The organism is Rhizobium sp. BK377 (assembly GCF_014193935.1).
Lineage (GTDB): Bacteria > Pseudomonadota > Alphaproteobacteria > Rhizobiales > Rhizobiaceae > Rhizobium.
Window position 1 is genome coordinate 684,589 of record NZ_JACIAC010000002.1, and the last position, 23,359, is coordinate 707,947.

Here is a 23,359-nt window from a genome sequence, read left to right on the forward strand (position 1 = left end):
ATACCTATCAAGAGCAACGCAATGATCACGCATTAACGCATTTTTGTGGCAGCACCGCCGAGAATGTCGGGCTTTTCACCGGCATTCGAAGCGGCGGCGGCTAAATATATGCCGCAAAACATCTATCGGCGCGCCATCCGCCCTTCCCCATAAAAAAACCGCCTCGGTTAGGAGGCGGCCCTGGCCTTAATTGGTATACTGGAAGTCATGCCGACCAGGGAGCGAACTCCGGAGCGCTGACTGCAATGAATTCGCGAACGGCAACGCGCTGGCGCGGTATCGACGTCTCGACCACTTCATAAGCCGAGGGATCGCTGAGCAGCGCCTTGAGAGCGTTGGCGTTCATCTTGTGGCCGCCGCGGTAAGAACGGTAGCAGCCGATGAACTGTGCGCCGGCAAGCGCCAGATCGCCGACGGCATCGAGCGTCTTGTGACGCACGAACTCGTCCTTGGCATAGCGCAGGCCTTCGACATTGATGACGGTATTGTCGTCGGAAATGACGACCGAGTTCTCGAGCGAGGAGCCGAGAGCATGGCCCGAAGCCCACAGACGCTCGACATCACGCATGAAGCCGAAGGTGCGCGCCCGCGACAGCTCTGCCTTGAAGACGGTGGCGGTAAGATCGCCTTCCCACTTCTGGCGGCCGATCAGCGGGCATTCGAAATCGATCTCGACTTCGAAGCGCGTGCCGTCATAGGGGCGGAACTCGCTCCAGGAACCACCATGCTCGATACGAACGGGCTTGGTGATGCGGATGTAGCGGCGCTTGACGCCGAGGGAAACGAGGCCGACCTGCTCGATGGCTTCTACGAAGGGAACCGAGCTGCCATCCATGATCGGCATTTCGGCGCCGTTGACTTCGATGACCACGTTATCGAGGCCGAGCGCATAGACGGCTGCCATGACATGTTCGATCGTCGCGACGGAATGGGCCGGCGAGAAGCCGAGAACGGTGCAGAGATCGGTATTGCCGACTTGCGAGGAAACAGCCTTCAGTTCGGTAACGTCGCCGTTTTCGTGAACACGCTGGAAAATCACGCCCGTGCCGGCTTCGGCCGGATTGAAGGTGATCGAAACGTCGGCACCCGAATGGACGCCGATGCCCGAAAGTGTCACCGGACGCGATACCGTCGTTTGAAAACCCAGCAAGCCAAGTCCCATAAAATTCTGCCTTTATTCTTCCGTACCCGTTGCTGCCAACCGGCCGGGTCTTTCTTCTATGCTGCCCTAACCGCTCGAAGCGGACTCTTGGGGCAGCTCGCTTGCCTCATACTTACGTGGACCTGCGCTGCAATCCAAATCACTGTTCGTTTCGATTTGTTACGAAATCCGCAGCGGCAAAAGCATTTAGAATTCAAGCATCTAGAAATGCAAACGCCCGGGGTTTCGGTCCCGGGCGTTTTCTGTGGAGAAGTGCTCTCTCAGTTCGACTGACGGCGCAGGAAGGCCGGAATTTCCAGCTGGTCGTCTTCCTGCATCATCCTGGCCTGCGGAACCGCGCGGCCCTGGTCGTCGAGGTTGCCGCGGCGCGGTGCGTAGAGGCTTGCTTCCGGCGACAGCGGACGGCGCTGCTGCGAAGCAGCGGCCGGCGCGGATGTCATTTCCGGAGCGACCTCTTCGTCGCGGCGGCCGAGCGAATTGGTGATTCGCTTGAGCAGGCCCATCGGACCGCGCTCTTCCTGGACGTGGGAGGAAACGGGCTGCGAGCGGTGGTCGATCTCGGCCTGGACGACGGGCGGGAAGTCCTCGACCTTCGGCATGCGGACCTGCTCGGGAGCCTGGCGGATGATCGGTTCCTGGCGGACCGGCTGGTGCATCGGCTGCTGCTGCATGACCGGCTGCGGAGCCGGCTGCTGCATGACGGGAGCCGGCTGAACCGGAGCCTGGCGCATGACCGGGGCAGCTTCCGGCGCAGGAGCGAAGATCTTGCTCTGCGGACGGAAGGTTTCCTGCATCACCGGCTGCTGCAGCGGAGCAGCGGCACGCGGGGCCGGGATTTCCAGTTCGCGTTCCATCGCGACTTCAGCTTCGCGGATGGTCTGCGCAATCTGGTCGGCCTTCGGTGCCTGCATTACCGGAGCAGGCTGAACTGCGGCCGATGCCGGAGCAACGGCCGCGGAGGGGCGGATAGCGGGCTTTGCTGCCGGCTGGAACACGCGGTCGGTGCCCTCACCCATGGCGCGGTCGATGCCGGTGGCGACGACCGAGACGCGGATAATGCCTTCGAGCGATTCGTCGAAGGTTGCTCCGAGGATGATGTTGGCGTCCGGATCAACTTCTTCGCGGATGCGCGTCGCAGCTTCATCGACTTCGAAGAGCGTGAGGTCGCGACCGCCGGTGATGGAGATCAGCAGCCCCTGCGCACCCTTCATCGAGGTTTCGTCGAGCAGCGGGTTGGCGATCGCCGCTTCGGCAGCCTGCATCGCGCGGCCCGAACCGGAGGCTTCGCCCGTACCCATCATCGCACGACCCATCTCGCGCATGACCGAGCGGACATCGGCGAAGTCGAGGTTGATGAGACCTTCCTTGACCATCAGGTCGGTGATGCAAGCAACGCCCGAGTAGAGAACCTGGTCAGCCATGGCGAAGGCGTCGGCGAAGGTCGTCTTATCGTTGGCGATGCGGAAGAGATTCTGGTTCGGAATGACGATGAGCGTATCGACAGACTTCTGCAGTTCCTGAATGCCGGATTCGGCCAGACGCATGCGGCGTCCGCCTTCGAAATGGAACGGCTTGGTGACCACGCCGACGGTCAGGATGCCCTTGTTGCGGGCGGCCTGTGCGACGACGGGAGCAGCACCCGTGCCGGTGCCGCCGCCCATGCCGGCAGTGACGAAGCACATATGCGTGCCGTTCAGGTGATCGATGATCTCGTCGATGCACTCTTCGGCGGCCGCACGGCCGACTTCAGGCTGCGAACCGGCGCCGAGGCCCTCGGTGACGTTGGCGCCGAGCTGGATGACCCGTTCGGCCTTCGTCATGGTCAGCGCCTGGGCATCCGTGTTGGCGACGACGAAGTCGACACCCTGGAGACCGGCCGAGATCATGTTATTGACGGCATTGCCGCCGCCGCCGCCGACGCCGAACACGGTGATGCGCGGCTTCAGCTCGGTGATGTCAGGCTTTTGCAGCTTGATAGTCATGGTACCTGTTCCTTCTCTCTCTGGCCGCATCGCCACGCCGGCCAATTCACTCAATTTCAAAAGCTTTCCTTCAGCCACTGGCCCATGCGGGCGATGCGACTGTTATTACCCCCAAGCGACATGAGCAGGCTGCTCTGTGACGCATGTGTTTCCATGTCCGCCACCTGCGGATAGATCATCAGCCCGACAGCCGTCGAAAAAGCCGGTCCCTTGGCTGCCGTTGGCAGGCCCGAGACGCCCATCGGACGGCCGATGCGGACGTTACGGGCCAGGATGCGCCGTGCCACTTCGGCAAGGCCGGTGAGCTGGCTGGCACCGCCCGTCAGCACGACGCGTTTGCCGACGATCGGGCTGAAGCCTGAACGCTGGATACGGTCGCGGATAAGTTCCATCGTCTCCTCGATGCGAGCAGAAACGATGCGCGACACCAGAGCCCGCGGCACCTGCGACGGCTGATCTCGATCATCCTCGCCGATCGGCGGAATGGAGATCAGCTCACGCTCGTCGGAAGAGTTGGTCAGCGCCGAAGCGTGAACCACCTTCAAACGTTCCGCATCCTCGATGCGGGTGGAAAGGCCGCGTGCGAGGTCGGTCGTCACATGATGTCCGCCGAGGCCGACAGCATCGGTATGAACGAGCTTGCCCTCGGCAAAAACCGAAATCGTCGTCGTGCCGCCGCCCATATCGATGGCCGCACAGCCAAGTTCGACTTCATCGTCGACGAGTGCGGCAAGACCGGATGCATAAGGCGTTGCAACGATTCCTTCCACCGAAAGATGCGCGCGATTGACGCTGAGCTCGAGATTTTTGAGCGCCGAACGTTCCGCGGTCACGACATGCATGTCGACGCCGAGCGCATCGCCATACATCGCCAGCGGATCGCGGATGCCGCGTTCGCCGTCGAGCGAGAAACCAGTCGCCAGCGAATGCAGGACGGCCCGGTCCTGGCGCAGCGACTGCTGGCAGGCGGCCGAAAGCACCTTTTTCAGGTCGTTCAGCTCGACTTCCTGGCCGCCGAGATCGATGGTCGCGGTATAAATGTCGCTGCCGAGACGACCGGCCGTCAGATTGACGATCAGGCTTTCGACGGTGAGGCCCGCCATGCGCTCGGCCGCATCGACGGCAAGACGGATGACGCCTTCCAGCGCGTCGAGATCGGCGATCACGCCGGTCTTGATGCCGCGCGAACGCTGATGGCCGATACCGATGATCTCGATATTATGCGTGCGGCCTGGCAGGATCTGGCTTTCCTCGCGCGGCGTCAGCCGGCCGATCATGCAGACGACCTTGGTCGAACCGATGTCGAGCACCGAAACGATATGGGACCGCTTCGACGAAAGCGGCTTCAGGCGCGGCAATCCAAAATGGGATGAACCGAACAAGCTCATATATTCTGCCCCGCCTTCTTCAAGTCCTTGGTGCGCGTTGCGACCGCTGCCTGCCGGCGGGCAGCCGCCTCCGGCGTCAACTGGATCGTCGTGCGGTCCGGCAGCCTGAGATCGACTGCAGCGATATCGCGCTCCAGAAGCTGTTGTTCCCTATCGAATTTCGAAAGCGTCGCGAGCGCCTGGTCGACATCATCTTCCGGCAGCTTGACGACGACGCCGTTGTCCATATGCAGATCCCACCGGCGGCCGGACACCCAGACATATGCCTTCACGCGGGCCTTGACGTCAGGCCACTTGAAAAACGCATCCTCGATGGACGCAGCAGCCGTTTCGGCATCACGGCCGACGACGAGCGGCAAGGTCGAGAATTTATTGTCCCGAAGCGGCGCGATCACGCTGCCGCTCTTTTCGATCAGCGAAAGCTCCTGCCCGTGCTGCCAAATGGCATAGGCGACGCGCTCCGAGAGCTTCACCTCGATCGTCTTCGGATAGACCTTGCGGACTTCGACATTCTCGACCCACGGAAGACGCGCGATCTTCTGGCGCGCGGCATCAACATCGAGAGCGACGAGCGATGTCGCGCCATCAAGGCCGAGAAGCTGAAGAATCTCGATTTCGGAGGTCTGATTGTTGCCGGAAACCTTCACGTCCTCGATAGCAAAACCGACAGCGCTGGTCGTTGCCTGCGCGACCGCTTCCGTATGGCCGCCGAGTGACATGCCATAGAGACCGGTCGCAGCCAGGAAACCGAGTGCAGAAACCGTGCCCGTGTGTGCGGGGATATGGATGCGCCCGCTACCGAGGCTGACGAAGAAGCGCACGACTCGGCGCAGCGGACGCGGCAGCACGCGACGCTCGTCGGCTTCCGCAATCGGAAGCTCGATGTAACGGCTGGGGCGCCCTATCCTTTTGACCGTCAACGCAAACAAGACGCGTCCTCCACCATCCACCGGAGAAATGCACCAAAGGAATATCCGGCATGGCCGGCCATTTCGGGCACAAGGGAGGTTGGAGTCATGCCTGGCTGGGTATTGACCTCCAGCCAGATGATCTCGCCGTCTTCGGAAAAACGATCGTCGTAACGAAAGTCGGACCGACTGACGCCGCGGCAACCGATTGCTTGATGCGCCCTTAATGCCAATGTTTGTATTTTTTGGTAAATTTTCGGTGAAATTTTAGCCGGCAAGACATGTTTTGAGCCACCCGACGCATACTTGGAGTCGTAATCATAGAAATTGTGGCCCTGTGGTACCACCTCGATGACATCCATGGGTTGATCGCCCATCACACCGCAGGTCAACTCGCGACCGTGGATGTAGCGCTCGACGATGACTTCCTCGCCATAACGCCATTCGTCCGAGCCGATAACCTGTGGCGGATGCGCCTGATCCTCACCGACGATGACGACGCCGAAACTGGAACCTTCGCGCACCGGCTTGACCACATAGGGCGCCTTCATCGGATGCTCCGACGGGAACGAGAAGCGATTCAGAACCTGCGATTCGGCGACCGGAACACCGGCGGCCGCAGCCACACGCTTCGCCCGGCCCTTGTCCATGGCAAGCGCGGAGGCAAGCACACCCGAATGCGTATATGGAATCTGCAGATATTCGAGAATGCCCTGAATGGTGCCGTCCTCGCCGAAAGGCCCATGTAAGGCATTGAAGACAACATCGGGCTTCAGAGCAGAAAGCTTTTCGGAAATGTCGCGCTCGACATCGATGCGCGTCACCTTGAAACCTTCACCTTCGAGAGCATCGGCACACGCCTTCCCCGAGGAAAGGCTGACAGGCCTCTCCGAGGAAAATCCGCCCATCAGGACAGCTACGCGCTCGCGACTCATCAACACCCCCAAAAATAACTTCCACTCTGCCGAACCGAGGCTTGCGCGAAGCTGGTCTGCGCGGTTCGTGGTCTTTGTCTGACTTGGGTGCATTAGAGCATCATTATGGTTAACGAATCGTTTACTTTCGTTAACTCCGCCTTGCCGTATGCTTCATTTTTCTGCCGTTGCGATCCCTCGAATATCGCAGTGAATAAGTCGCAAGCACGATGGAAAACAAAAAAACCGCGCGGAAAAGCCGCGCGGGTTCAATGACATGCACCAATATTCTGCAGTCAGTCCTTATCGCCGAAGAACTTCCAGACCAGGCCGCCGATCGCACCTCCGGCAAGCGGCGCGATCCAGAACAGCCAGAGTTGCTGCAGCGCCCATCCGCCGACGAAAAGCGCCTGTCCGGTCGAACGCGCAGGATTGACGGAGGTGTTCGTAACGGGGATCGAGACGAGATGAATCAGCGTCAACCCGAGGCCGATCGCAAGCGGCGCAAAGCCGGCAGGCACCCTGCTGCTGGTCGATCCCAGGATGATGATCAGGAAGAACATGGTCAGCAGAATTTCGATCAGCAGTGCCGAAAGCAGCGAATAAGCGCCCGGAGAATGTTCGCCATATCCGTTGGCGGCGAACCCGCCGAGATCGAAACCCGCTTTGCCACTGGCGATGAGGTAGAGCGCTGCGGCAGCGGCGATGGCACCGATCACCTGCGCGGTAATATAAGGAATGAGACGCGTCGCGGGAAAACGTCCCGCAACGACAAGGCCGAGAGAGACGGCCGGATTGAAATGGCCGCCGGAAATACCGCCCACGGCATAGGCCATGGTGACGACGGTCAAACCAAAGGCCAGCGCCACGCCGGCAAAGCCGATTCCAAGTTCGGGATACGCGGCCGCCAGCACGGCACTGCCGCATCCGCCGAAGACCAACCAGAACGTACCGAAAAACTCAGCAGCAAGACTTTTTTGCACAAGACGTTTTTGCATATGTGCTTCCATTTCCTCAACTAGAGGGTTTTCCATAAATCGATTGCAATCCGATTCCGGTCAAGATTCGGAACCAACCCACTCAAGCCTGAGGCAAGGCTGAGAAATCGCCACGCTTGGCAGACCGTGCCGCATCGAGGCGACCTCGCCCCATCGGCGGATCATCTCTCTTGTGTCATATTCTTGCGTGTGCGGGCATTTTCTCAGCCTTAAAATTGCGTTAAGAGCGACAGCTCTCAAGCAAATCGATAAAATACTGATTGGAATGAACATGACAGACGCGATCTCCGTATCGCCGAGCCCTTCGAGCAGCACGCAGGTCAATTCCCCCGCACGCGTCCTGATCGCTAGCCTCATCGGCACCACGATCGAATTCTTCGACTTCTACGTCTATGCGACGGCAGCCGTCCTCGTTTTCCCGCACCTCTTCTTTCCGTCGAGCGATCCAACCTCTGCGCTGCTGCAGTCGCTGGTGACCTTCTCGATCGCCTTCTTCGCCCGCCCCTTCGGCGCCGTGGTCTTCGGCCATTTCGGCGATAAGGTCGGCCGCAAGGCGACGCTGGTGGCAGCCCTGATGACCATGGGCCTGTCGACCGTGGTGATCGGTATTCTGCCGGGCTACGATGCGATCGGCATCGCCGCGCCGCTGCTGCTTGCGCTGTGCCGCTTCGGCCAGGGCCTCGGCCTCGGCGGCGAATGGGGCGGCGCGGTGCTGCTCGCGACGGAAAACGCTCCTCCCGGCAAGCGCAGCTGGTACGCCATGTTCCCTCAGCTCGGCGCGCCGATCGGCTTCATCCTTTCCTCCGGCTTCTTCCTGATCCTGGCGGAAACCATGAGCAACGAGGACTTCCTCGCCTATGGCTGGCGCATTCCCTTCATCGCCAGTCTGGCATTGGTCGCCGTCGGTCTCTACGTCCGCTTGAAGATTGCCGAAACGCCGGAGTTCCAGAAGGCCATCGAAAAGCACGAGCGCGTCGCCGTTCCGGTCGCCACCGTCTTCCGCGGTCATCTGCGCAGCCTGATTCTCGGCACGTTCATCGCCGTTGCCACTTTTGTGCTCTTCTACCTGATGACGGTCTTCACGCTGTCCTGGGGCACGACGAAACTCGGCTACACGCGTGAGCAGTTCCTCGTCGTTCAGCTCGTCGGCGTCGTCTTCTTCGGCCTGACGATCCCGCTCTCCGGCTGGCTGTCTGATCGTTACTCGCGTCGCATGATCCTGACACTGACGACGATCGCCATTGCCATCTTCGGCTTCTTCTATGCGAGCCTGCTGACGGCGGGCCTCACAGGCGCCTTCCTGTGCTCGATCATCGGGCTTGGCCTGATGGGCTTCACCTACGGTCCGATCGGCGCAGCGCTCGCAGCCCCCTTCCCGACCATGGTGCGCTACACCGGCGCCTCGATGACCTTCAACCTCGGCGGCATCTTCGGAGCTTCGCTCGCCCCCTATATCGCCACCTGGCTCGCGACCAACTACAGCCTGAACTATGTCGGCTATTACCTCGCCGCCTCGGCTGCGATCTCGCTGATCTGCATCCGGTTATCGGGCCGCGAGGAAGTCTGAACTTCATACTTCCTGAACAAGAAGCCGCGACGCACAACGTCGCGGCTTTTTTTATTGATGCGACCGCCAGTTCCGGTTAGCGAAGACCTCCATGGGCCGAACAGGGAGAAGATCATGCGATGCCTCGTCACCGGCGCAGCCGGCTTCGTCGGCGCTCCCCTTATCGAACGTCTGCGCAAAGAGCGGATTTGCGATGTAACGGTCACGACACGATCCGCGACACCAGCATCCCCGCCGGACATCAGGCATTTCCTTATCGATATCACCGAGAAGACTGATTGGACTGCAGCGATCGAAGGCGTCGATGTCATCGTCCATCTTGCTGCCCGCGTTCATATCATGAATGATCGCTCGGCCGATCCTTTGGCGGATTTCCGCCGGGCCAACACCGCCTCAACACTCAATCTTGCCGAACAGGCAGCCCGAGCCGGCGTGAAGCGCTTCGTCTTCATCAGCACCATCAAGGTCAACGGCGAAGAAACTGATCGGCCGTTTCGGCACGATGATGCGCCGAAGCCGCTCGATCCCTACGGCATTTCCAAATTGGAAAGCGAAATCGGCCTGCGCGAGATCTCCGCCCGTACTGGCATGGATGTCGTCATCATCCGCCCCCCGCTGGTTTATGGCCCCGGCGCGCGCGGTAACTTCGCCCTGCTGGTCGGGCTTGTCCGCAAGAAATTGCCCCTGCCTTTTGCCTCGCTGAAAAACAGTCGCACGCTGGTCGCCGTGCAGAACCTCGTCGATCTCATCATCACCGGCATGCAGCATCCCGCCGCCGCTGGCGAGACCTTTCTCGCGGGAGATGGCGAAGACTTATCGACACCGGGACTAATCGAAGGGATCGCCGCTGGTCTCGGCGTCAAGCCCAAGCTGCTCCCCTTCCCGCCATCGCTGATGCATATGGCGGCCAGGATCATCGGAAAGGAAGCCGTCTACCAGCGCCTCTGCGGCTCGCTGCAGGTCGACATTTCCCACGCACGTGACGTGTTGGGCTGGAAACCCGTCGTCACGCCGCGTGAAGGACTGAGGCTCGCGGTAAAGTAGCGCCTACTCCGTCGTGACGCCCTGGAACGGGCGAACCTCGCGGTCCGGCATGAAAAGGCCGAGACGCTTGATTTCCCATTCGAGCTTGATGCCCGCCGTTTCGAAAACCTTGCGGCGCACTTCTTCACCGAGATATTCGAGATCATAGCCCGTCGCCTGCCCCATGTTGATCATGAAGTTGCAGTGAAGAGACGACATCTGCGCGCTGCCGATGACCAAACCACGGCAGTCCGCCTCGTCGATCAGCTTCCACGCGGAATGACCCTCGGGATTCTTGAAAGTCGAACCACCGGTCTTTTCGCGAATCGGCTGCACCGTCTCGCGGTGATTGCGCACGGCATCCATTTCAGCGCGAATCTTCGCGCGGTCGTCGCGATAGCCCTCGAACAGCACCGACGTGAAGATCAGGTCGTCAGCAGCGTCAGAGTGGCGATAGGAATAGCCCATCTCGGCATTCGACAGCACATGCTTGTTGCCCTTGCGGTCGATTGCCCGCACCTCGATGAGACGATCCTTCGTTTCCGCGCCATTGGCGCCGGCGTTCATGCGCGCAGCACCGCCGATACCGCCTGGAATGCCGTAGTAGAAGGCGAAACCGCCAATGCCATTGTCCATCGCCATGGCGGCAACATGCTTGTCAGGGCAGATGGCACCGGCGAGAATGCGGTTTTCGCCTGCGAGTTCGACAAAGCCGAAGCCCTTGGCCGACAGGCGCAGCACGACTCCCGGAATGCCGCCATCGCGCACCAGAATATTCGAGCCGACGCCCACGACCGTCAGCGGCACTTCATCCGGCAGGATCTTCAGGAAGGCAATCAGATCCTCTTCGTCATGCGGCTGGAACATCAGCTCGGCCAGCCCGCCGGCGCGGAACCAGGTGACGCGGTCCATGGGGGCATCCGGCGTCAGTCGGCCGCGAATGTCCTTTACGCCCTCTCCGAGAGAGGCAAGAAGCTTTTCCCCGTTAACCTGTTTCATGCGGACTTTCCTGAAAGGTCTTGCAACTGCTTCGGCAGCGCTGCTGCCCAATATGTAATGCTACCAGCACCCAGGAGAACCACAAAGTCCCCGGGCTTTGCAATCTCTGCTACCATCTGAGGTAGAGCTTCAGCCGAAGGAAGGAAGCGCGCGTCGCGATGACCACCCGATTTGATGCGGGAAACCAGCGATTCCGAATCCGCACCCTCGATGGCCTCTTCACCTGCAGCGTAGACGGGCGCGATGAAAATACTGTCCGCATCATTAAAGCAGGCGGCAAATTCCTCGAATAGGCTCGACAGGCGGGTATAGCGGTGAGGCTGGTGTACGGCGATGATCCGCCCCTTGCAGGCCTCGCGAGCGGCGCGCAGCACCGCCTTGATCTCGACCGGATGATGGCCGTAGTCGTCGAAGACCTGCACGCCGTTCCATTCGCCCGTCAGCGTGAAGCGACGCTTGACGCCGCCGAAGGAGGCAAGCCCTTTGGCTATATCCTCGCGGGACATGCCGAGCCGGTTGGCGACGGCAATGGCCGCTGTGGCATTCGAGATATTGTGACGGCCGGGCATCGGCATGATGAGATCATCGAGCCTGATGACCTGTCCCGTACGGCGGCGGCGAATTTCGACATCGAAAATCGAGCGCGTGCCGTCGATGCGCACATTCATGAAGCGCACATCGGCCTGCGGGTTTTCGCCGTAGGTGATGACCTTGCGGTCTTCGATACGACTGACCAGGGCCTGAACCTCGGGATGATCGAGGCACATGACACCGAAGCCGTAAAAAGGGACGTTCTCGACGAACTGCCGGAAGGCGGCGCGAACCGCATCGAAATTGCCGTAATGGTCGAGATGCTCAGGATCGATATTGGTCACGACAGCGACGTCGGCGGGCAGCTTCAGGAAGGTGCCGTCGGATTCGTCCGCTTCGACCACCATCCACTCACCCTCGCCCATTCGCGCATTCGTGCCGTAGGCATTGATGATGCCGCCATTGATGACCGTCGGATCCAACCCGCCGGCTTCGAGCAGCGTAGCGACCAGCGAAGTGGTCGTCGTCTTGCCATGCGTGCCGCCGATGGCAATCGCATTGCGGAAGCGCATCAGCTCGGCGAGCATTTCGGCGCGGCGCACGACAGGCAGGAGTTTTTCGCGCGCGGCGATGAGTTCCGGATTGCTCTTCTTGATCGCGGTCGAGACCACGACGACTTCGGCATCGCCGAGGTTTTCCGCCTTGTGGCCTACGAAGACCTCGATGCCCTTGTCGCGCAGGCGCTGCACATTGGCACTGTCGGTCTGATCCGACCCCTGCACCCTGTGGCCGAGATTATGCAGCACCTCGGCGATACCACTCATGCCGATACCGCCAATGCCGATGAAATGGACGAGGCCGATTGCCTTCGGCAGCTTCATGCGCGTGCCCCCTTGAATTCTGCAACTGTCTTGCCGGCGGCAATAGCCTCAACCATGTCGGCAAGCAAGTTCGCTGCGTCAGGTTTTCCCGCAAGCTTGGCGGCAGCCGCCATGCTCGCGAGCTTCTCCGGATCGTTCATCACATGCGTCAGGATGGAAGCGATGCGTTCGGGAGAAAGCTCCGACTGTGCGATCACTTTAGCTCCGCCGGTCGCTGCCAGCGCCGCCGCATTGGCAGCCTGGTCATGGTCGAGCGCATGGGGATAAGGCACGAGCACGGCCGGGCGGCCGATGACGGATATTTCCGAAACCGTCGAGGCTCCGGAGCGGCAGATGACCAGATGCGCCTTGGCAAGGCGCTCCGCCATGTCATTGAAAAACGGCGCGATATCGGCACCCATCTGCAGCTGCGCCACACAACCCCGCACCATCTCCATATCCTCAGGGCGAACCTGCTGTGTCACTTTCAACCGCGTGCGCAGCTCATCATCAAGCAGGCTGATCGCCGTCGGCATCGCCTTGGAGAAATATTGCGCGCCCTGGCTGCCGCCGAAGACCACGAGATTGAAATCCTCGCCCGGATGCGACGGCATGTAAGGCTGTTCGGCCGCGGCAAGGATCGCCGGCCGCACGGGATTGCCGGTTGTAATCGTCTTGTCGGAAAACGTGCCGCCGCTCTCGGGCAGGAAGCCGCCGGCAATCGCCTGGACACGCGGCGCGAGCGCCTTGTTGGCGCGCCCCATCACAGCATTCTGCTCATGCAGCATCGAGGGTACGCCGAGGCGGGTGGCGGCAAGCAACGGCGGCACGGTCGGATAACCGCCGAAGCCGACGACGACAACGGGCTTCAGCCGCTGGATCAGCCGCTTTGCGGCGCGCATTCCGGTCCAGAGCTTCCACAGAGTACGGGCAACGGCCACGGGGTTCTTGGAACCGATCGTTGCCGACGGCACGACATGGATCTCATCGGCCGGAAACTTGCCGGCATAGCGTTCGGCACGACTGTCTGTAACGAGATGCACGGAATAGCCGCGCTCCTTCAGCTTGAAGGCGAGCGCTTCGGCCGGAAAGACGTGACCGCCGGTTCCTCCGGCGGCAAGAAGGACAATGCCCTTGCTCATAATATCCTTACTCCGCCGGCATGCCGTGCGGCACGCGGAAGAGGCTCCGGTCCTGCGCACGTTTTTCCGGTCGGTGGCGCGTCAGCGCCAGAATGAAGCCGGCCGTCACGCAGATCGCCACCATCGACGAACCACCATAGGAAATCAGCGGCAGCGTCATGCCCTTTGCCGGCAGCAGTTCGAGATTGACGCCGATGTTAATAATCGACTGTATGCCCATCTGCAGCACGAGGCCGGCGACGGCAAAGCGATTGAAGTCGTTGCGTTCGCGATAAGCATGCGACAGGCCGCGCAGCACCAGCACCGTGAAGATGGCGACGAGCGCGATGCAGAAGACGATGCCGAATTCCTCGGCCGCAACCGAGAAGATGAAGTCGGTATGGGCGTCCGGGATGATGCGCTTGACGATGCCCTCGCCCGGCCCCTGCCCGAACCAGTCGCCCCGAATGATCGCCTCGCGGGCGGTATCGATCTGGAACGTATCGCCCTCGCCGGTCAGGAACTTGTCGATTCGCCCCGCTACGTGCGGAAAGACATAATACGCCGTCACGAGGCCGCCTGCACCACCGGCGCCGAGCACGATGATCCAGAGCCAGGGCATGCCGGCCATGAAGAACATGCCGCCCCAGACGGCCGTCGTCAGGATCGTCTGGCCAAGGTCGGGTTGCGCCACGAGAAGGGCTGCGACCATGCCGAACAGGATGATAGCAAAAAGGTTGCCCGGGATTTCCGGCTGGCGGGCATGTTCGGAAAAGAGCCAGGCGCAGACGACGACGAAGGCCGGCTTCATAAATTCCGAAGGCTGAATGGAGATACCCGCAAGCGTCACCCAGCGGCGGGATCCCTTGACTTCGATTCCGAAGAATAGCGCCAGAAGCATCATGGCGAGTGCCACGATCAGCAGGATGATCGCGGTGCGCCGCACCTGGCGCGGCGTCAGGAAGGAAAGGCCGAGCATGACCGCAATCGACGGGATCATGAAGGCCGCATGGCGCTTGACGAAGTGGAAAGGCTCCAGGCCGATGCGCTCGGCAACCGCCGGCGACGCCGCAAAGGAGAGCATGAAGCCGATGCCCATCAGGAAGAGGAACAGGGCCAGGAAGAAACGGTCGATGGTCCAGAACCAATCGGCCAATGCTCCACGTTCCGCGCGGCTCACCATGTCATTTATCTCCTGTCGCCGAATTGATCAGCATGGTCACGCCGTCAAGGGCGGCCACATGGCCGACAAAGGCATCGCCCCTGACTTCAAAGTTCTTGTACTGGTCGAAGCTTGCGCAAGCCGGGGATAACATCACGGCCACTTGGCCGGTTTCATCCTTTTCGGCATCAGCTGCGGCATGCGCCACGGCCCGTTCCAGCGTGCCTGATATTTCGTAGGGTGCCGCCTCGCCGAGTGTGGCGGCAAATTCCGCCGCCGCCTCGCCGATCAGGTAGGCCTTGGCGATGCGCGGAAAATAGGGCGCAAGTGTCATGATGCCACCGGCTTTCGACAATCCGCCGGCGATCCAGTAGATCCTGCTGTAGCTCGAAAGTGCCGGAGCCGCAGCATCCGCATTCGTGGCCTTGGAATCGTTGACGAAGACGACATTGCCGCGCTGGCCGACGGGCTGCATGCGGTGCTTGAGACCGGGGAACGATGCCAGCCCCGCACGGATGTCTTCGGCGGAAACGCCGACGGCAAGGCAGGCGGCGACCGCAGCAGCCGCGTTCTGCGCATTATGGCTGCCGCGCAGCGTCTGGATGCCATCGAGATCGACGAAGGGCAGCATCGCCCCGGATGCTGCCTGGATGAGCTTCGTGCCTTCGGCATAAATACCGTCGGCCAGCACATTGCGGCGCGAGATCCTGATAACCTTTACCCCTGCCCGCTCGATGCGGTCGGCAATCAGCGCCGAATGGCTGTCATCGACGCCGACAACAGCAACATCGCTGCCGGCGACCAGCCGTTCCTTGACATCGGCATAATGCTGCATCGTGCCGTGGCGATCGAGATGATCGGGCGTCAGGTTGAGAAGGATGCCGGCGGATGGATTAAGCGTCGGCGCCAGATCGATCTGGTAGGAAGAACATTCAACGACGAAGTAGCGCTCGGCCTTCGGCGGATCGAGCGTCAGCACGGCCGTGCCGATATTGCCCCCGAGCTGCGTGTCACGCCCGCTCGATTTCAGGATATGGGCAATCAGCGCCGTCGTCGTCGATTTGCCGTTGGTCCCCGTGATCGCGACGAAGGGGCAATCGGGAGCATGCGCCCGGCGCTCCCGCACGAAGAGTTCGACATCGCCGACGATATCGACGCCGGCAGCACGCGCGAGGTCGACTGTCCAGTGCGGCTTCGGATGGGTGAGCGGCACGCCGGGCGAAAGCACGAAGAGCGCCTGCGCGCTCCAGTCGATCGTGTGCAGGTCGGCAGTCGCTACACCCTCTGCCGCAGCCTTGGCGACGCTGTCAGGATTGTCGTCCCAGGCCGTAACATCCGCACCTCCGGCGACGAGCGCCTTGGCCGTGGCCAGACCTGAGCCGCCGAGACCGAAGAGAGCAACCTTCTTTCCTGCAAGCGTCGTGACCGGGATCATGACGGCCTCACCGGAGCTTCAGGGTGGAAAGGCCGAGCATGGCGAGGCCGACGGCGATGATCCAGAAGCGGATCACCACCTGGCTTTCCGTCCAACCCTTCTTTTCGAAGTGATGGTGGATCGGCGCCATGAGGAAGACGCGCCGGCCGGTCATCTTGAAAAAGCCGACCTGGATGATGACCGAGAGCGTCTCCATGACGAACAGGCCGCCGACGATCGCCATGACGATCTCATGCTTCGTGGCAACGGCAACCGTGCCGATCGTGCCGCCGAGCGCGAGCGACCCCGTGTCGCCCATGAAGATGGCCGCCGGCGGCGCGTTGAACCACAGGAAACCGAGGCCCGCGCCTATGACGGCGCCGAGGACGACGGCAAGCTCGCCCGTTCCCACTACGAAATTGATCTGCAGGTAATTTGCAAAAACGGCGTTACCGGCAAGATAGGCGATGATGCCGAAGGCGGCCGCGGCGATCATGACCGGCACGATGGCAAGCCCATCGAGGCCGTCGGTCAGGTTCACGGCATTGCCGGCGCCGACGATGACGAAGCCACCGAAGACGACGAACATAATGCCGATATTGATCAGGAAGTCCTTGAAAAAGGGGAATGCGATCGAGGAGCCGAAGGTCGAGCCGGCAGCGCCGGAGGCCAGCGCCGTGCGCATCATGAAATAGACGGCAATACCCGCAATGATAAACTCGATGCCGAGGCGCGCCTTGCCGGAAAAGCCCTTGTGGCTTTGCTTGGTGACCTTGAGATAGTCGTCATAGAAGCCGATCGCGCCGAAGCCGAGCGTCACCAGCAGCGTCGCCACCACGTAGACGTTGGAAAGATCGGCCCAGAGCAACGACGCGCCGACAATGCCGGCCAGGATCATCAGGCCGCCCATGGTCGGCGTTCCCGCCTTCTTGAAATGCGTCTGCGGCCCGTCGGCGCGGATCGGCTGGCCTTTTCCCTGCCGGATGCGCAGCGAATTGATGATGGCAGGTCCGAAGAGGAAGACGATCAGAGCGGAGGTGAAAAGAGCGGCACCAGCTCGGAAGGTAATATACCTGAACAAATTCAGAAATTTGAAATATTCCGACAGTTCGACTAGCCAAATCAGCATTCAAGGCCCCTTTTTACCCGATCATGGTTCGCGTTGCGTGTCTGAAACTGGCGGGTACTTGTCAAGAAGCGCGGCGACAATCTTGCCAAAACCGATCCCCAGAGACGACTTCACCATCAACACGTCGCCAGGTGCGACCGAGTTCAATACGAATTCCAACAATTCTTCCGTCTTCTCGCGATGCTCGACCGCGACGCTATCGGGAAGCGATTCTTTCAGCGTCACCATCTCAGGCCCTGCGAGCCAGACATGTTCGAGACCGGCGGCCAGCAGCGGCCCGGCGAGATCCGCATGGACCTGCTCGGCAAATTCGCCCATCTCCAGCATATCGCCGAGCACCGCGATGCGGCGCCCCCGGCCGGTCGGTTCGGCGCTCGCAAGCAGCGCGATCGCCGCGCGCATGGAGGCAGGGTTGGCGTTGTAGCTCTCATCGATCAGCGTGAAGCTGCCATTGCCGATCGGAAGCCTGTAGCGCTTGCCCCTGCCCTTTTCCGGCTTCAACGTCGCGAGCGCTTCGATTGCCTTATCGAGGCTGGCGCGGACGATTGTCACGACGCCCAATGCAGCGAGCGCATTCTCAGCGATGTGGCGACCCGGTGCGCCGATACGCACTTCCTTGGTATCGCCTGCGACAGTCATCCACAGCGTCGAACTTTCGTCCGAGCCGTTGAACTCAGCGAGGCGGAATTCCGCCTTGGCATGCTGGCCGAAGGAATGGATTTTCGTAATACCGAGCGCCTGGGCGGCCTGTTCCAGGAAATTGAACTGATCGTTGTCGCGGTTGAGAACGACGTCGCCGCCCGGCTCCAGCCCCTCGAAGATTTCCGCCTTGGCGGCGGCGATTTCCTGAACGTTCTGGAAATTGCCGAGATGAGCCGGCGCGATCGTCGTGACGACAGCGACATGCGGTCGGATCATCTTCACGAGCGGCCGGATCTCGTCCGGGTGGTTCATCCCAACCTCGAACACGCCGAAATATGTGTCGATCGGCATACGCGCCAAAGTCAGTGGCACGCCCCAGTGATTGTTGAAGGAAGCAACCGACGCATGCACCTTGCCGGAAGGAGACAGCACCTGGCGCAGCATCTCCTTGGTCGTCGTCTTGCCGACCGAGCCAGTGACGGCGATGATCTTCGCCCGCGAGCGCTCGCGCGATGCCTGTCCCAGCTTACCGAGCGCGGCAAGCACATCCTCGACCACGATCATCGGCACCGTCAGGCGCCCCATGGCCGGCAGGCGGGCCTCGCTGACAACAAGCAGCGACGCGCCGTTTGCCATCGCCATCGAAGCATAATCGTGCCCATCCACGCGGTCGCCCTTGATCGCGAAGAAGGCCTCACCGGGCGCGATCGAGCGGCTGTCGATGGAAATGCCGGTAATGCCCTGCGGCAGCGAGCCGAACGGACGGCCCGCCATCGCGGCGATCATGTCTTCGGTGGTCCAGAGCCAGTTCATGGTACCCGCTCCTCCAAAGCCTTGCGCACTTCGGCGTGATCGGAAAACGGCAGCGTGACGCTGCCGACCGTCTGCCCCTCTTCATGTCCCTTGCCGGCAACGATCAGCGTATCGCCGGACTTCAGCTGCAGAACCGCCTCGCGGATCGCCTTTGCGCGGTCGCCAATCTCGGAAGCGCATGTCGCGGCTGCCATGATCTCGGCGCGGATCGCAGCAGGCTCCTCCGAGCGCGGATTGTCATCGGTGACGATCACGACGTCGGCGAGCCGGCAGGCGATCTCGCCCATGATCGGACGCTTGCCGCGGTCGCGGTCGCCGCCGCAGCCGAACACGACGATAACGCGGCCCGTCGTGAACGGACGCACCGAGTTTAGCACATTTTCCAGCGCGTCCGGCTTATGAGCGTAATCGACATAGGCAAGCGCGCCGTCTTTGGTATGACCGACCAGCTCAAGACGGCCGGAAGCGCCCTGCAGCTTTTCGAGTGCCGCCATGGCGAGTTTTGCCGGCACACCCGTCGACATGGCGAGCGCAGCGGCAACCAGCGCATTGGCGATCTGGAAATCCCCTGCGAGCGGAATATCGACTTCGAAGATCTCACCTTCGGCATGGACTTCCGCGACTTGCTTGTGACGGAAATGCTCGACACGCTTCAACGTCAGATAAGTACCCTTGCGACCGACCGTACGCACATCATGGCCAGCAGTGGCCGCTGCCTTGATCGCCTGCTCCGACCACGGATCGTCGGCGAAGATGACGGCCGGCGAACCCTTCGGCAGCACCCGGTCGAAGAGATGCATTTTGGCGGCCATATAGTCTTCGACCGTCGGATGGTAATCCATATGGTCGCGGCCGAGATTGGTGAAGGCGGCTGCCGCGAGCTTCACGCCATCGAGGCGATACTGGTCGAGCCCGTGGCTGGAAGCCTCCATAGATGCATGCGTGACGCCTTCATCGGCAAGTTCCGCCAGCAGCTCGTGCAGCGATACAGTATCAGGCGTCGTCAGCGAGCCATATTCATTGCGCGTCGGCGAGATGACGCCGGTCGTGCCGATCATCGCAGCCGCATGGCCGGCATGCGCCCAGATCTGCCTGACGAAGGAAGCAACCGAGGTCTTGCCGGCCGTGCCCGTCACCGCAACCATGGTCGCCGGCTGTCGGCCGTAGAAATGCGAAGCGGCAACGGAGAGAAAACGGCGCGGCTCGGAAACGACCAGGACCGGTACGGAGGTCTTGGCTGCATGCGATGCGATAACGGCGGCAGCACCCTTGGCAACTGCATCGGCGATGAAGCCCGCACCATCGGCCTTCGAGCCGGAAATCGCCACGAAAACCATTCCGGGCGCGATCTTCCGGCTGTCGGAAGACAATCCTGATATATCCAGCGCCCCGGCCGGTCCTTCAAGTTCAGCTTTGAGTTCCGGAAACGCATTTCCGGCGAGGTCCCGCAATTTCATCGAATGCACTTCTCTGGTTCAGGTCGACCGCCCCTTACGAATCGACGCCGACATTGATTCACACTCAATAAGACACCAACAAGGCCGAGCCGTCTTCGCCAAATTCCGGCTCGACACCGAGAATGGGTGCTGCACGCCGCACGATGTTCTTGACCATAGGTGCCGCCGTATAGGCGGCGATACGCTGATGCTGCTCACCATCCAGCGGTTCGTCGCAGAATGTCAGCACCACATATTTCGGATTGTCGATCGGGAAAGCCGCAAGAAAAGCGTTGAAATTCAGGTTGCTGGCATAGCGGCCGTTGACGACCTTGTCGGCCGTGCCGGTCTTGCCGCCAACGTGGAAACCCGGCACGTCGGCATTGCGGCCCGACCCCTTCATGCCGTTCAGTTTGAAAAGATAGCGGATGTCGTCGCTGGTGCTCTTCTTGACGACCATCTCGGCGACTTCGTCGGCCTGCTCGCGATTGCGCGGTAAGAATGTCGGTTCGATCAGTTTGCCGCCGTTGATGAGCGCGGCGCCGGCAACAGCCGTCTGCAGCGGCGTGGTGGCCACGCCATGGCCGAAGGAGATCGTGATCGAGTTGATCTTCTTCCAGACGCGTGGCTGGCTCGGCATCTTCACTTCGGGCAGTTCGGTCTGCATCTTGGTGAGCAAGCCGAGGCGCGTCAGATATTCCTTCTGCAGGTCCATGCCGACGAGGTCGATCATCCTCGCCGTGCCAATGTTGGAGGAATATTCGAAGATCTCAGGCACCGTCAGCCAGCGGCGCTGGCCGTGGAAGTCGTGAATGGTGAAGCCGCCGATGCGGATCGGGTTGGTAGCGTCGAAACTGTCCTTCAGCGAAACCTTACCGCTGTCGATCGCCATGGCGGTCGAGAAGGTCTTGAAGGTGGAGCCCATTTCGAACGTGCCGTTCGACATGCGGTTCAGCCAGCCGTCCTTGGAGCCTTCCTGCGGATTGTTCGGATCGAAATCCGGCGCAGACGCCATGGCAACCACCTCGCCCGTATGCGCATCGAGGACGACGGCGCCTGCACCCTTGGCCTTGTAGTTGACGACGGCATTGGCAACGACATCACGCACAATCGACTGCACGCGCAGATCGATCGAAAGGCGCACCGGCTCCAGCGGCTGATTACTCGTCATGCCGACCGAGGCGAGATCGGCGAGCCCCTGGTCGTCGATATATTTTTCCATGCCGGCAACGCCGCGGTTGTCGATATTGACGTAACCGAGGATGTGCGCAGCCGTCGCGCCGCCCGGATAGAACCGGCGCTTTTCCGGACGGAATCCGATGCCGGGAATGCCGAGCGCCAGGATCTGGCTCTGCTGCTTCGGCGTCAACTGGCGACGCAGCCAGGCGAAATGCGAGGTGCGGTTCGAGAGCTTCTTATAAGTGTCCTTGACGTCGAGGTCGGAAAGTACGGTCTGCAGCTTCTCGACGGCCTCGTCAGGATCGACGATCTTGTTCGGCTCGGCAAACAGCGAAACCGTGCGAATGTCGGTCGCCAGCACTTCGCCGTTGCGGTCGATAATATCAGGGCGCGAGGCCATCAGCCGGTCGGGCGGGAGGATGGACGAGACCGATTCCGGCTCCTTCATCGCATATTCGACCATACGGCCGCCGATAATGGCATAGACGACGGTAAAGCCGAAGATGAGCAGTCCGACACGGCTCTTGGCCTGCCCGGACTTGCGTTTGCGCGAACCTTCGATCGCCATGCCCGAGGGGGCGCCGAAACGGCTGTAGACGCCTGCGGAAAAATGCGCCTGGCTCTTCAGCACCATGATGCGGGAAAGAAAGGACATTATTCCACCGCCCCCGTTTCGATCTGATCCGCATCTTCAGCTTCGCGCGGCGCCGGCATCGGGGTCGGCTGACCCTTGGCACCCGTACCGGCTTTAGCACCCGGCTTGGCGCCGGCCTTGGCTTCGGTCAGATCAGGTGGAGGAACTTGCGACTTCAGCATCGGCAGTTCGCGCGCATGGGCAAGCGCGGTCGAATCCGTCGGCTGCAGCTGCAGCTCGCCATTATAGGCGTTGACCAGCCGCTCCAGCCGGTTCGGCTGCGATTGCAGCGCCCAGTCGGCCTTCAGGAGATCGATTGTGTCTTTCTCCAGCTTGATCTCCGCTTCGAGGCGCTGAACCTCCTCGAGCTTCAGCTCGGCGCGGTGCTTGATCGTGTAGGTGACGGCGGCCGCGGCCGTCATAATGCCAATGAGGACAAGATCGAACGTTCGCAGCATATCAAGCTCCAAGCTTTCCGAGGCTGGCAAGATTGGGGAAACCGAAGAGCGACATGTCTTCTGCTTCAGCGGGAGCGGCGGTGCGCTGGCCGGCACGCAGCTTGGCGGAACGAGCGCGCGGATTGGCCTGAGCTTCCTCCTCGCCGGCCGAAACCATCGACTTGCCGACCGGCTCGAAGGTCGCCGCGCGCTCATGCGCGATCGGCAGATGGCGCGAACCCGACGCCTTGCCGGCCCGGTCGGAGAAGAATTTCTTGACGATCCGGTCTTCCAGCGAATGGAAGGTGACGACAACGAGGCGACCGCCGGGCTTCAGCGCCCGCTCGGCGGCAAACAGCGCCTGCGCCAGCTCGCCGAGTTCGTCGTTGACGAAGATGCGCAGCGCCTGGAAGACACGTGTCGCCGGATGGATTTTGTCCTTCATCTTGCGCGGCGTCACCAGCTCGATCAGACCGGCAAGATCGCGCGTCGTCTCGAAGGGCTTTTCGGCACGATGTTTGTCGATGGCGTGCGCGATGCGCGGCGCCTGATTTTCCTCGCCGAGATAATGGAATATCCGGATAAGATCGGCGACCTTGGCACGATTGACGACATCGGCAGCCGAAACACCTGCAGCCGACATGCGCATATCGAGCGGGCCGTTCTTCTGAAAGGAGAAGCCACGCTCGGCCTCGTCGATCTGCATGGAGGAAACGCCGATATCGAGCACAACGCCATCGAGACCGCCTTCCGGCGCATGATCGGCAAGCGCAGAAAACCGCGAATGAATGAGCTTGAGGCGACCGCCATGCTTGGCGACGAACGCCTGGCCTGCAGCAATCGCCGTCGGATCGCGGTCGAGCGCGATCACATCAGCACCGGCATCGAGAATAGCGGAAGTATATCCGCCCGCGCCAAAAGTGCCATCGAGAATGACCTTGCCGGAAGAAGGCTCCAGCGCCGCAAGCACTTCCTTGAGAAGAACCGGAATGTGGCGAACCGGTCCGCCACCGGCTTCAGTTGAACCTCCGCCAGGATTCGCCACCATTCCGTTCCCTCG

The 23,359-nt window shown here is 61.2% G+C and carries 19 protein-coding genes; 2 read left to right on the forward strand and 17 right to left on the reverse strand.

Annotated elements, in window-relative coordinates:
* Positions 1–205: 205 nt before the first annotated feature.
* The 6 genes from lpxC to aqpZ all read right to left on the reverse strand — a co-directional run bounded on the left by lpxC (position 206) and on the right by aqpZ (position 7,337).
* Positions 206–1,162, reverse strand: coding sequence for a UDP-3-O-acyl-N-acetylglucosamine deacetylase (lpxC, locus tag FHT92_RS12135; RefSeq protein WP_183740723.1), 957 nt, complete (start codon positions 1,160–1,162; stop codon positions 206–208).
* Positions 1,163–1,422: 260 nt separating this feature from the next.
* Positions 1,423–3,144: a cell division protein FtsZ gene (gene ftsZ / locus FHT92_RS12140; RefSeq protein WP_183740726.1), complete on the reverse strand. Its 1,722-nt coding sequence runs from the start codon at positions 3,142–3,144 to the stop codon at positions 1,423–1,425.
* Between the two features lie 56 nt (positions 3,145–3,200).
* Entirely contained in the window at positions 3,201–4,532 is a 1,332-nt protein-coding gene (gene ftsA / locus FHT92_RS12145; protein ID WP_183740729.1) for a cell division protein FtsA, read from the reverse strand.
* Positions 4,529–5,461, reverse strand: a complete 933-nt coding sequence (locus FHT92_RS12150; protein WP_183825281.1) for a cell division protein FtsQ/DivIB — start codon at positions 5,459–5,461, stop codon at positions 4,529–4,531. Before FHT92_RS12150 ends, ftsA begins: the two co-directional genes overlap by 4 nt.
* Positions 5,449–6,375 (reverse strand): D-alanine--D-alanine ligase, encoded by a 927-nt coding sequence (locus FHT92_RS12155; RefSeq protein ID WP_183826240.1) that lies wholly within the window; start codon positions 6,373–6,375, stop codon positions 5,449–5,451. The genes FHT92_RS12150 and FHT92_RS12155 overlap by 13 nt, the downstream gene beginning before the upstream one ends.
* Positions 6,376–6,650: 275 nt before the next feature.
* Positions 6,651–7,337: an aquaporin Z gene (gene aqpZ, locus FHT92_RS12160; protein WP_183826244.1), complete on the reverse strand. Its 687-nt coding sequence runs from the start codon at positions 7,335–7,337 to the stop codon at positions 6,651–6,653.
* Positions 7,338–7,623: 286 nt separating this feature from the next.
* Between aqpZ and FHT92_RS12165 the strand changes: the two genes are divergently transcribed.
* A complete protein-coding gene (locus tag FHT92_RS12165; RefSeq protein WP_183825284.1) occupies positions 7,624–8,919 on the forward strand; it encodes an MFS transporter in 1,296 nt (431 codons plus the stop codon).
* Positions 8,920–9,033: 114 nt separating this feature from the next.
* Positions 9,034–9,963 carry a UDP-glucose 4-epimerase family protein gene (locus FHT92_RS12170; protein ID WP_183825287.1) on the forward strand — a complete coding sequence of 310 codons (930 nt, stop codon included), beginning with the start codon at positions 9,034–9,036 and terminating at the stop codon, positions 9,961–9,963.
* A gap of 3 nt (positions 9,964–9,966) precedes the next feature.
* Here FHT92_RS12170 and murB read toward each other — a convergent pair whose 3' ends face one another.
* From murB to rsmH, 11 genes are all read right to left on the reverse strand, one after another.
* Positions 9,967–10,941 carry a UDP-N-acetylmuramate dehydrogenase gene (gene murB / locus FHT92_RS12175; protein ID WP_183825290.1) on the reverse strand — a complete coding sequence of 325 codons (975 nt, stop codon included), beginning with the start codon at positions 10,939–10,941 and terminating at the stop codon, positions 9,967–9,969.
* Positions 10,938–12,353, reverse strand: coding sequence for a UDP-N-acetylmuramate--L-alanine ligase (murC, locus tag FHT92_RS12180; RefSeq protein ID WP_183825293.1), 1,416 nt, complete (start codon positions 12,351–12,353; stop codon positions 10,938–10,940). The genes murB and murC overlap by 4 nt, the downstream gene beginning before the upstream one ends.
* Positions 12,350–13,474 (reverse strand): undecaprenyldiphospho-muramoylpentapeptide beta-N-acetylglucosaminyltransferase, encoded by a 1,125-nt coding sequence (murG, locus tag FHT92_RS12185; RefSeq protein WP_183825296.1) that lies wholly within the window; start codon positions 13,472–13,474, stop codon positions 12,350–12,352. The genes murC and murG overlap by 4 nt, the downstream gene beginning before the upstream one ends.
* A gap of 7 nt (positions 13,475–13,481) precedes the next feature.
* Entirely contained in the window at positions 13,482–14,636 is a 1,155-nt protein-coding gene (gene ftsW / locus FHT92_RS12190; protein WP_183740751.1) for a putative lipid II flippase FtsW, read from the reverse strand.
* A gap of 1 nt (position 14,637) precedes the next feature.
* Positions 14,638–16,050, reverse strand: coding sequence for a UDP-N-acetylmuramoyl-L-alanine--D-glutamate ligase (gene murD / locus FHT92_RS12195; protein WP_183740754.1), 1,413 nt, complete (start codon positions 16,048–16,050; stop codon positions 14,638–14,640).
* A gap of 7 nt (positions 16,051–16,057) precedes the next feature.
* On the reverse strand, positions 16,058–17,158 hold the full coding sequence (mraY, locus tag FHT92_RS12200; RefSeq protein WP_183740757.1) for a phospho-N-acetylmuramoyl-pentapeptide-transferase: 1,101 nt from the start codon (positions 17,156–17,158) through the stop codon (positions 16,058–16,060).
* Between the two features lie 21 nt (positions 17,159–17,179).
* Positions 17,180–18,613: a UDP-N-acetylmuramoylalanyl-D-glutamyl-2,6-diaminopimelate--D-alanyl-D-alanine ligase gene (locus FHT92_RS12205; protein ID WP_183825299.1), complete on the reverse strand. Its 1,434-nt coding sequence runs from the start codon at positions 18,611–18,613 to the stop codon at positions 17,180–17,182.
* Entirely contained in the window at positions 18,610–20,070 is a 1,461-nt protein-coding gene (locus FHT92_RS12210; RefSeq protein ID WP_183825302.1) for a UDP-N-acetylmuramoyl-L-alanyl-D-glutamate--2,6-diaminopimelate ligase, read from the reverse strand. Before FHT92_RS12210 ends, FHT92_RS12205 begins: the two co-directional genes overlap by 4 nt.
* 64 nt (positions 20,071–20,134) lie before the next feature.
* Positions 20,135–21,883 carry a peptidoglycan D,D-transpeptidase FtsI family protein gene (locus FHT92_RS12215; protein ID WP_183825305.1) on the reverse strand — a complete coding sequence of 583 codons (1,749 nt, stop codon included), beginning with the start codon at positions 21,881–21,883 and terminating at the stop codon, positions 20,135–20,137.
* Positions 21,883–22,320, reverse strand: coding sequence for a hypothetical protein (locus FHT92_RS12220; RefSeq protein WP_183740769.1), 438 nt, complete (start codon positions 22,318–22,320; stop codon positions 21,883–21,885). Before FHT92_RS12220 ends, FHT92_RS12215 begins: the two co-directional genes overlap by 1 nt.
* A 1-nt stretch (position 22,321) precedes the next feature.
* Entirely contained in the window at positions 22,322–23,347 is a 1,026-nt protein-coding gene (rsmH, locus tag FHT92_RS12225; protein ID WP_183825308.1) for a 16S rRNA (cytosine(1402)-N(4))-methyltransferase RsmH, read from the reverse strand.
* Between the last annotated feature and the right edge of the window lie 12 nt (positions 23,348–23,359).